Consider the following 9,134-nt stretch of genomic DNA (forward strand, 5'->3'; position numbering starts at 1 on the left):
GAGAGACTTCGTCGCTAGCAGCGCCGCCGCCCTCGTCAGTGACCGGGTTATAGTCCCACACACCCGAAAACGTCAATGGGGAAAAGTGAGATCGTTGAGAATAAACGTATATGGTATTGATTTAAAAAGATAATATCCGTTCTTCCGTAAGCGGACGATAATTTCCGCGAGTTGCAAGGGCAAGTCCAGGCACCTTGGCTATGCGAATGCAGTCGACACCTCTGTATCAAAGAAGCCTCGTTTCCAGCTTTCGCTGAGATGCATTGAACTCGCATGGACGAAGCGATGCAGTGCTTGAACCTGCGACCATGCGATTAGGCGATTAGGCGAGCCGCAGACTGATAACGTGCTTCCGGCGATGCCACCAAATCCGTGGTGAGAGGGAAGCAGATTGCAGGCCACGTCTTGTCAGACTTCCATGTCGCGCTCTAACTCGAATCCGATTTTCTGGAGTTCGACCAGTTCGCCCATCCCTGCCCGTTCGATGCGGAGATATGAACCTGCAAACCGTTCGGCGCGATTACGTAGCCTTTGGCTCACAATTGATCTGCCGTTTACGGGCATCGATTTTGTTTGGAAAGGTCCGTCAGCGCATCGGTCGTGTTCCTGCGGAAAAACGCGTTGCACGCGATAAAGATGGGCCGTCACCTGCACTTGGTTTTTTTGAGGGTACCTGTAGCTTTGTTATAAAAGCCAATCCTTACGGGGGTGTTTTTTCAGTCAGTTGGCGCCCGCGCCGACCCGCCCTATTCTCTCGAAGAATGGACAGGTTGGTCGCATTGCAGTTTTCGTGCGGCTCGTCGAGAGCGGGAGCTTATCTCAGGCTGCCCGCGAGCTCAGCGTCGGGCAACCGACAATAAGCAAGCAGGTCGCGGCACTGGAGCGCCGGCTTGGCGCGCCACTGCTGAGTCGAACACCGAGGGCGTTACGCCCCACCCGAGCGGGCATCGATTTTTACGAGGCAGCCGTTCGGGTACCGAGTGATCTTGATGATGCCGAGAGCCGCAGTGAGCATGGTCATGACGAGCCGAAGGGGACCGTCCGAGTGGCGGTTCCGCCGATCCTGACCAGCATGATCATCGTCCCGAAGCTCCCGGAGTTTTACAGGCGCTGCCCTGACGTTGCCGTCGAATTCATCGTCTCTGAACGGTATGCCGATCTGATGCAGGAAGGTCTCGATCTTGCCATCCGTGTCGGTCATCTCATAGCTCCGGACTTGTGGCGCGCAGGATCGGCAGTATGCGGTTTGCGACTGTCGCCAGCCCAACTTATCTCGCAGGCCACGGCAAGCCGCTGAAACCATCGGACATCGCCTCACACCAACTCCTGCCGAACCGATATCTCTGCGCAATCATCGATTGGCATTTTAGAAATAGCGGCCGGGACGTCCAGTCCCACATGCAGGAATTTTCAGCTGCAACGGTCCGGCGGACATGCGCTCGGCCGCTCTCGCTGGCCTCGGGATTGTACAGAGCGCATGGCACTCTTCGAGGCGGAACTTCACTCTGACAAACTGGTCGAGCTGCTGACCGCGTCTGCCGCAGCGCCGGTCCCCTCTCCATGCGGCCTATAACAGCGCTCGAATTTCGCATCGGGTCCGGGTCATAAGCGATTTCATTTCGCAATGTGTAAAATGGGGAGCCAAGCCTCCGGCTTCTCAAGGCCATTGCATGGAGGAATAAAAGTTAGTCCTGCCCGTTGCCTTCTGCATGGTTTTTGAGTGCCTAAGTCTGCCGAGACAAGCTGTTGCAAACTGCAAGAGCAAGCCGTGCATGGGAGCACCAGCAATGCAAGGACAAGATGATCGCTCTGGTCACCGGGGCAAACAAGGGACTTGGAAAGCAGGTCGCCAAGGAGCTGAGCCCCATGGCTATACTGTCCTCGTCGGATCGCGGGCTCTCTCCAATGGGCAGACGGCCGCCGAGGATATTGGGCAAGGTGCCGTCACCATCCAGTTCGACGTGACCGATCCGCAGAGTATGGCCACCGCTGCCAAGCGCATCACAGCCGATTTCGGTCGCCTCGATCTTCTGGTCAACAACGCCGGCATCGGCCAGTCGGCGCGTTATCAATCAGGCGAGGAAGTCATAGCCGCAAGCGTGGCGAGTGTCGCGCCGCTGGATGAAGTTCACGCAGTCTTCGAAACGAATGTCTTTGGCGTTCTCGCCGTGACGCAGGCCTTGTTGCCGCTGATCCGAAAGTCCTCGGCAGGACGCATTGTAAACGTCTCGAGCGGAGTGGCCTCGCTGGCGCTCAACTCAGACCCCAATTTCCCCTTCCGCTCGTCTGACGGTGTCACCTATTCTGCATCCAAGACAGCCCTCAACGCGATAACCGTGGCGCTTGCCATCGAACTAGAGGGTGCAGGCATCAAACGTCGAGCTGCCGGACCGAGTTACACGGCGACCGCCATCAGCGATTTCCAGGGCACGGACGAGGTCGGAGCGCGTCCGCTTGTTCTTGCCGCTCTCGACACGGAAAGCCCGACCGGCAGTTTTACAGGACCCGATATGGCTGACAGCAAAAGTCCGAATGAGGTTCTCGGCAATGTGGCGATCATCACCGGAGCAGCAAGCGGGATTGGTCGCGCGATTGCCGAACTATTCATCGAACGAGGCGCCAAGGTGGTCGCCGTCGATCAAGACGCGACTGTCAACAGAATGGCATCTGCCAGCCTTGCGCCGCTGGTTGCCGACGTCACGATAGACGGCTGCGCGGAGAAAGCGGTTGCTATCGCCACAGAACGCCTCGGCAATCTCGACATCCTCGTCAACAATGCCGGCTACATCAACTATCAGCCTGTGGTCGAGACGACCCAAGAGGACTGGAAAAAGGTGATGACGATCAATGCGACCGGCTATTTCCTGTTCTCCCGCGAAGCGGCAAAAGCGATGCTCCCGAACAGGAAAGGCGCGATCGTCAACATCGCCTCCTACGCATCCTTCTTTGCCTTTCAGGTATATCGCCCTTATGCGGCCTCGAAGGGCACGGTCGCGTAGTTGACCCGGGCCCTTGCATTGGAAGTGGCATCCGGGTCAATGCGGTTGGTGCGGGGCATGTCGTCACCAATCTGCTCCATACCTGCCGCAATGACGGCCGGGGCTTCCTTACCCATCGCGGAAAGGCCGCCCCCATCGGCCGCTCTGCTGAACCCAGCGAGATTGCCAAGGCCGTCGCCTTTCTCGCCTCCGACCGCGCAAGCTTCGTCGTCGGATCGGTCTTCATGGTCGATGGCGGCTTAAGCGTCCAAATCGCTTGCTTCGAAAGGTGTGAAGGGCGGGAGGTACGAGCAGCCCGGAGGCTGCGATGCTCACCGCTCCAGTGGCATTCGATGATATCACGGTTCCTTCGAGCGGCTGATGCGAAAGTGATCCTAATCAATCTATACTTCGCATCCACGGGGAGCACGAGCGGGGCCGCGCTTCGCCTTCACGTGCTTTGGGGCGAAACGAACCGGCCACCAAGCCAGATCATGCCGCGGACAATCTGACCGTCGTTCCAACATCCACTTGGGAGCGTATCATTGCGCTGATGATTTTACAGAAAGCACTCCTGGCATCAATCTTCAGGCGGCCGCAGCAGAACCGCAACGCTTTCCCGCAATCGCTCGGCGAAATAACGATCCGTCTCCGACTGCTGCGCGAGCTTTGTGATGTAGGTCTCGATGTCGGACGTGATGCGGGTACCCAGTTCCGGATCGGCTGCGCTTGCGTGGTCGACCAGAGCCCGTATTGCTGTGTTGAATACTGCTCTCTGCGCACCGTCGGCAAGCTCGCGTCTTTCGTCGTCGTCCATTGCGATATCGCTCCTCCTCGAACTTTGCTCCGCGTCGATGCCTTCCCAATGATAGGCAGAAATTCTTCGGCCGGCTCGAAGCAGACGGGCGGCGCGTCTGGGGTCGCCACCTCGCTCGTTTCCATGTCCGCGCCGCACTGGTTGAGAAACAAAAGATGCAGCGCGACCGAAGCGAAATAGCCGTCCCTCATCCTGATCGGATTGATGCCGGCCGACCTCAGCTCGTCGTCAATGGAGCATGCGGCGTCGTCACAGGCCTTAAAGATGGCGGCCATCATGGCCTGTTCGTTTCGTTTCAGTATCTCGGAAATATGGTCTGCGGTATGGGCCGAGGTTTGTGCATTCATCTGATTTTTCTCCTGCTGTTCAATGCAAAAGCGGAAGCGCTCAAGGATGTTCACCGCGTTTTCTTCTGATCTCACGAAGCATCCGCAGGTTCTCACGGGCCTGCTCGGCATTGATGAGCGCCTTTTCCTGATTGATGAGCTGCTCGCGCTCACGATGGTGCTGCATGTACATGCAATCGCGGTAATGCCAGTATTCGGAGCACCGTCGCCCGTCGGCATGATCGCCTGCTCCGGCAGACGTGCATCCGGCGAGCATGAGGACAGAGAGGCCCGCTGCGAATATCGATTTAGGGTGTTTTCTGAGTGAATTGAACTTTGTCATCATCAATCTCCTTTCGATTACTTCATTTCGGCAGGGTGGTTTTCAGGCCGGTCCAGTAAGCGGCGAAGGCCCACATGTCAGCATGCTGGGCGATGACCTTGTCGATGGGCATGCCAGCGCCGTGGCCGGCGCGTGTCTCAACGCGCATGAGACGTGGTTTGGGGCCGAGATCGGTGGCCTGCAGGGCCGCGATGTATTTGAATGTGTGGGCGGGGACGACACGGTCGTCGGCATCCGCCGTTGGCGCCAGGATCGCCGGATAATCCGTACCTTTCCGGATCGTGTGATAGGGCGAATAGGTGATGAGGTTGCGGAAATGCTTTTCCTCGGCCGGGCTGCCGAACTCGCCCTTCCACAATCCACCGCCGGTGAACTGCTCGTAGCGCAACATATCGGTGACCGCGACGCCCGGCAGCGCCACGTCGAACAAGTCGGGACGCTGGTTGGTGACGGCGGCAACCAGAAGGCCACCGTTGGACTCACCCTGGATGGCAAGGCCGTCTGGTGAGGTGATGCCCGTCCGTTTCAGAAATTCGGCGGCAGCGATGAAGTCGTCGAACGAGTTCTGCTTGTTCTCGAGCTGTCCGGCACGGTGCCAGGCCCGGCCATATTCACCGCCGCCACGAATGTTGGCGACCGCCAGCACGCCCCCCTGTTCCACCCAGGCAAGCTGGATGGGATTGTAGATGGGGATCTGGCTGAGGCCGAAACCGCCATAACCATAGAGCAGGGTCGGTGCCGCCGCGGTGATATCCTTGCGGCGGATCAGAAACAGCGGCACCTCGGTGCCGTCTTTCGAGCGATAGAAGCGCTGATCGACATGGAGGCTTTCGAGATCGATCGGCACTTTCGGTTCCGCCCACGGCGTGACTTTTTTTGAAGCGATGTCGTAGTGATAGATCGCTATCGGCGCGTCGTAGCTGGTGAAGACGAAAAAGGCCTCTCTGGCGTCGCCTTCCAGAAATCGGGCCGTTCCGACCCCCGGCAGATCTACCGTTCCATCTGGCTTGCCGTCGAGCGTGAAGCGGCGGATCTCCGTCTTGACGTCGATCTGGTAGCTCACCAGTAACGTGTCGCCCGCGATGACCGCGGCGTCCAGCACCGCGCCATCGGCAGCTTCGGGGATGATTTCCTTCGGTTCCGGCTTCGCCGCGGCCATGTCCAGAGAGACGATGCGCGCACGTTCGGCTCCAAGCGTGGTCGCGAGCAGCAACTCGGTTCCATGATTACCAAGGACATACCATGAGGATTCCATATCCGGCACGACCGTTTTCGGCGTCCAGTTCCGCGCCTGGAGGTCGATGACGGTCAGAGTGCTTTCGTTCGTCCCTGGCGTTGAAGAAATAGTGAGGTAGCGTCCGCCGGAAACCCGGTCCGCTCCGTGCAACAGGTCCGGGCGATCGGGTGTGGCGTAGATGAGCCGGTCATCGGCCTGCTGCTTGCCCAGTTTGTGAAAGTAGACAGCGTGATTGGCGACGACCGCGCCTCTGCCTGAGCCCTGAGCGGGCCTCGGCATGCGCGAATAGAAGAAGCCCGATCCATCTGGCGCCCAGGCCAGGCGGGTGAAGCGTGCGCCATCGAGAGAATCGGCGAGTTCCTTGCCGCTTTCGACATTGAGCACCTTGATGGTACGCCAGTCGGTGCCGCCTTCCTGTACGCCGAAGGCGACGTAGCGGGCGTCATCGGACACGCTCCAGTCGGTCAGCGCGTCGGCACCGTCTGGCGACCATGTATTGGGATCGATGAGCACTCGGCTTTCGCCGAAGACGCCGTCACGGACATAGAGGGATGGCTGGTTCTCATTCCCCTTGATGAAGTTGAAGAAATATCGGTCCCCGCGCTTTCGCGGGACGGTGTAGCGGTCGTAGTCCAGCAGCTCCGTCATCCGCTTGCGGAAATGGTCCCGTCCGGGAAGGGCCTCCAGGTGTTTCTGCGTGAGCGCATTCTGCGCCTCGATCCAGGCGGACACCGCGCGATCGTCCGGTGCGTCATTCTCAAGCCAGCGGTATGAATCCACGACGGTTCGGCCGAAATGTTCCTCGGTTACGTCGATGCGTTCGGTTTTCGGATAAATGATCTTCTGCAAATTATCCTCCATTGGTTGGGCGGACACGTTGTGAATCTGGAGAAAAAAGGAGATGGCAATTGCGATAGGTGTTCTCATCGGAAGCCCGGCGGGAATGCATTGGTTGTGGAAGGCTGAATGTCTCGGCATGAGCAAATTGGATAATGGCACTTAGTGTCATTATTGTGATGCTGATTTGCGCGAACTCGTATTGATAGGATAATTTTGACCCATGCCAATTGTCATTAAGCGTCACATAGGTTGCAAATGTCGTGAGTTGAGACACAGATGAGCAGGACGATCCGGAATGGGGCGCATATTGAGGTGGCGCGAAGTGCCGCGCGCTTGTTCCTGGAAAAAAGCATGGCCGGCCGGCACGAGTGGTGACGAGATCGCTGAGGCGGCGGGCTATCAAAGCGAACGCTATGGCGCTATTTCCACAGCAAGGAGAGTTGCGTCGAGCCGCTCTTCGCGCTGACCTCGCAACGCGTTGCCGCCAGGCTGGAGAACTAGCCGTTTGATATCTCCGTCGATCGGTTTCTGGAGATCAATTGCAACTTCAGCAAATAGATAAAGGACAGCGCTCCTGTCGTGCACCTCATTGCCCGGATTGAGGAAGAGCCGGCGCTGCCAGAACCCTGGCTCATGTCAACCCGGATGACGGAGGACCGAATGGCCGTCGTCATCGCTTACTGCCTCGATCTTTCACCAAAGGATTTCGAGGTGCGGCTCTGCGCGGCAACGGTTGCGGCAGCGATGCGCATCGTCGACGAGACGGTCAGCCGGGGGCGGTGAAATACGGACAGGTGCCGACACTTGCGGAAATCAACAATCGGCTCGCCCAGGCCATTCGTCGCGCCAGCACCCTGTCGTTCTGCGAACCGGAAACGCCGCGGCCGGGTTCATCTCAAAAGAATTAAAGCTAGAGACGCCCATCTGAAAGTGGGGATACATCGCGTGTTGTCGGAAGCGTCGGTTCGAACTCTTCCAGGTGCCTTAAAAAGAAAAGAGCCCTAGCTGCACCACGTCCCATCCGTCCCGCAGTAAGCTGTCCGGATTGATAACGCGGCGCCTTCACCACGATTATAATGGTCGGAAACTCTTTACCACCACGGGATCCGTTTCAATGCGCCCTGCACCGATCAGATCAAGACAATATGGAATGGCCGGAAAGACGGCGTCCAACGACATATCGATTGCTGCGGGCTTACCGGGCAGATTGAGATAAAACGTCTTGCCTCGCGTGCCTGCCGTCTGACGTGACAATATGGCGGTCGGCGTTTGCTTTAATCCTTCACGTCGCAGCAGTTCACCAAAACCCGGAAGTTCCTTCTCGAGAACCTGCACCATGGCTTCCGGCGTCTGATCGCGTGGGGAAGGCCCGGTTCCGCCCGTGGTCAGCACCAGTTCCGCGCCTTGATTGTCACTCAGGTCAATCAAGGTATCTCGAACGGTCTCCTCGCCATCAGGAATGATCACGCGTGTCAGGTCGTAAACGCTGGTGATCGCTTTCCGCAGCCAGCGTTCGATCGCCGGGCCACTGATATCTTCGTATTCACCACGGCTGGCGCGGTCAGAGATCGTCACCACAAAAATTTTCATCTCGATGTCCCATTAAATCAAGCCGCCCAGCATGAGGAATGCAACGCCAGCTCACATTGACTCACAAGTCTTCAAATTGCTCAAAATATGATCTATAATCATAAAAACAACCTAGGCAGCGATCGGCGACTGAGCGCCGTGCCTATAAAATCAGCATTTTATCAATTCTCATTGCTCCAGATCAAAGAGACGCTCCGACGCTTTGCTTAATGTCTAGGCGAGTTACATACTAGGCGGATGCAGGCATGACAGAAGCAAAAACCACAACGGAGCGGATTTCGTTCCGCCGGAAGCGGCGCCGCGAGTTGCTGACATTTGCCGTTCTCGCATTCGGTATCTGGCCGGTTGTCGCAGTTGGAACGGTTGCCAGCTATGGCTTCATGGTATGGGCATACCAGATCGTCTACGGCCCGCCCGGCCCGCATGACATCACCCCGGCCCGCCCGAATTCGGCGGAGTGACGACCATGGGTCAGGTCGCCAGCACACGTCGCGCCTTTTTGACCGGTAGCGTTCTGCGCCACCGGCAGGCTTATTATCCACCCGGCGTAACAGACACATCCATCGGCAACTGCTCCGGCTGCGGCGAATGCGCCGAAGCTTGTCCGACCAAAGTGATCCTGATGCGTGAGGGCTTGCCTGTGGTCGATTTCCAGGCCGGCGAATGCACATTTTGTGGCGAGTGTTCCGCACGATGTCCCGAGCGGGTTTTCCCGCCTGAGCCCGCCACATCGTTCGCTCATCACGCCGTCATCGCAGACACCTGTCTCGCTTTGAACTTCGTCGATTGCCAAGCCTGTCGCGAAGTCTGTCCGACGACGGCGATCCGCTTCAGGCCAAGGCTGGGCGGACCATTCGTGCCCTTGCTCGACAGCGATGCCTGCACCGGCTGCGGCGCCTGCATTTCGGTCTGCCCTACCCGGTCCATCACCATGACGGCAAACACAAGGGAGGTGGCGCATGCGTGAGCCGCAGCATCACATATCGAGCGCGGTCGTCGTCGT

10 protein-coding genes and 1 pseudogene are annotated in these 9,134 nt (G+C 58.0%); 8 read left to right on the top strand and 3 right to left on the bottom strand.

What is annotated here, in order from left to right:
* Positions 1 to 790 precede the first annotated feature (790 nt).
* The 3 genes and pseudogenes from GAO09_RS30405 (at position 791) to GAO09_RS30205 (ending at position 3,490) form a co-directional block, all read left to right on the top strand.
* Positions 791 to 1,509: pseudogene (locus tag GAO09_RS30405) on the top strand (LysR family transcriptional regulator).
* A gap of 278 nt (positions 1,510 to 1,787) precedes the next feature.
* The gene (locus GAO09_RS29820; RefSeq protein ID WP_274379739.1) at positions 1,788 to 2,999 is read left to right on the top strand and encodes an SDR family NAD(P)-dependent oxidoreductase; all 1,212 of its coding nucleotides are present in this window, start codon (positions 1,788 to 1,790) and stop codon (positions 2,997 to 2,999) included.
* Positions 3,000 to 3,070: 71 nt separating this feature from the next.
* Positions 3,071 to 3,490: an SDR family oxidoreductase gene (locus tag GAO09_RS30205; protein WP_274379741.1), complete on the top strand. Its 420-nt coding sequence runs from the start codon at positions 3,071 to 3,073 to the stop codon at positions 3,488 to 3,490.
* Between the two features lie 68 nt (positions 3,491 to 3,558).
* Here the strand turns inward: GAO09_RS30205 and GAO09_RS00155 are convergent, their stop codons facing one another.
* Entirely contained in the window at positions 3,559 to 3,795 is a 237-nt protein-coding gene (locus tag GAO09_RS00155; protein ID WP_153352060.1) for a hypothetical protein, read from the bottom strand.
* Between the two features lie 155 nt (positions 3,796 to 3,950).
* On the opposite strand from GAO09_RS00155, the gene GAO09_RS00160 reads away from it, so the two are divergent.
* Together GAO09_RS00160 and GAO09_RS00165 are read left to right on the top strand one after the other, a co-directional pair.
* Positions 3,951 to 4,211, top strand: a complete 261-nt coding sequence (locus tag GAO09_RS00160; RefSeq protein WP_153352061.1) for a hypothetical protein — start codon at positions 3,951 to 3,953, stop codon at positions 4,209 to 4,211.
* Positions 4,189 to 4,449 carry a hypothetical protein gene (locus GAO09_RS00165; RefSeq protein ID WP_153352062.1) on the top strand — a complete coding sequence of 87 codons (261 nt, stop codon included), beginning with the start codon at positions 4,189 to 4,191 and terminating at the stop codon, positions 4,447 to 4,449. Before GAO09_RS00160 ends, GAO09_RS00165 begins: the two co-directional genes overlap by 23 nt.
* Before the next feature lie 37 nt (positions 4,450 to 4,486).
* On the opposite strand, the gene GAO09_RS00170 is transcribed toward GAO09_RS00165, so the two are convergent.
* A complete protein-coding gene (locus GAO09_RS00170; RefSeq protein WP_235937872.1) occupies positions 4,487 to 6,550 on the bottom strand; it encodes a prolyl oligopeptidase family serine peptidase in 2,064 nt (687 codons plus the stop codon).
* A 651-nt stretch (positions 6,551 to 7,201) separates the two neighbouring features.
* Here GAO09_RS00170 and GAO09_RS30210 point away from each other — a divergent pair.
* On the top strand, positions 7,202 to 7,324 hold the full coding sequence (locus GAO09_RS30210) for a hypothetical protein (RefSeq protein ID WP_274379740.1): 123 nt from the start codon (positions 7,202 to 7,204) through the stop codon (positions 7,322 to 7,324).
* A gap of 288 nt (positions 7,325 to 7,612) precedes the next feature.
* On the opposite strand, the gene mog is transcribed toward GAO09_RS30210, so the two are convergent.
* On the bottom strand, positions 7,613 to 8,131 hold the full coding sequence (gene mog, locus GAO09_RS00175) for a molybdopterin adenylyltransferase (protein ID WP_153352063.1): 519 nt from the start codon (positions 8,129 to 8,131) through the stop codon (positions 7,613 to 7,615).
* 245 nt (positions 8,132 to 8,376) lie between these two features.
* Between mog and napE the strand changes: the two genes are divergently transcribed.
* Positions 8,377 to 8,592, top strand: a complete 216-nt coding sequence (gene napE / locus GAO09_RS00180; protein WP_153352064.1) for a periplasmic nitrate reductase, NapE protein — start codon at positions 8,377 to 8,379, stop codon at positions 8,590 to 8,592.
* Positions 8,593 to 8,597: 5 nt separating this feature from the next.
* Positions 8,598 to 9,098, top strand: coding sequence for a ferredoxin-type protein NapF (locus tag GAO09_RS00185; RefSeq protein ID WP_153352065.1), 501 nt, complete (start codon positions 8,598 to 8,600; stop codon positions 9,096 to 9,098).
* The last annotated feature ends 36 nt before the right edge of the window (positions 9,099 to 9,134 follow it).

Source organism: Endobacterium cereale (assembly GCF_009617585.1).
GTDB lineage: Bacteria > Pseudomonadota > Alphaproteobacteria > Rhizobiales > Rhizobiaceae > Neorhizobium > Neorhizobium cereale.

Excerpts from the sequence above, each read along its gene's own strand:
- GAO09_RS29820 (WP_274379739.1), top strand. The coding sequence starts at position 1,788 with ATGCAAGGACAAGATGATCGCTCTGGTCACCGGGGCAAACAAGGGACT.
- GAO09_RS00155 (WP_153352060.1), bottom strand. The coding sequence starts at position 3,795 with ATGGACGACGACGAAAGACGCGAGCTTGCCGACGGTGCGCAGAGAGCA.
- GAO09_RS00160 (WP_153352061.1), top strand. The coding sequence starts at position 3,951 with ATGCAGCGCGACCGAAGCGAAATAGCCGTCCCTCATCCTGATCGGATT.
- GAO09_RS00165 (WP_153352062.1), top strand. The coding sequence starts at position 4,189 with ATGTTCACCGCGTTTTCTTCTGATCTCACGAAGCATCCGCAGGTTCTC.
- GAO09_RS30210 (WP_274379740.1), top strand. The coding sequence starts at position 7,202 with ATGGCCGTCGTCATCGCTTACTGCCTCGATCTTTCACCAAAGGATTTC.
- mog (WP_153352063.1), bottom strand. The coding sequence starts at position 8,131 with ATGAAAATTTTTGTGGTGACGATCTCTGACCGCGCCAGCCGTGGTGAA.
- napE (WP_153352064.1), top strand. The coding sequence starts at position 8,377 with ATGACAGAAGCAAAAACCACAACGGAGCGGATTTCGTTCCGCCGGAAG.
- GAO09_RS00185 (WP_153352065.1), top strand. The coding sequence starts at position 8,598 with ATGGGTCAGGTCGCCAGCACACGTCGCGCCTTTTTGACCGGTAGCGTT.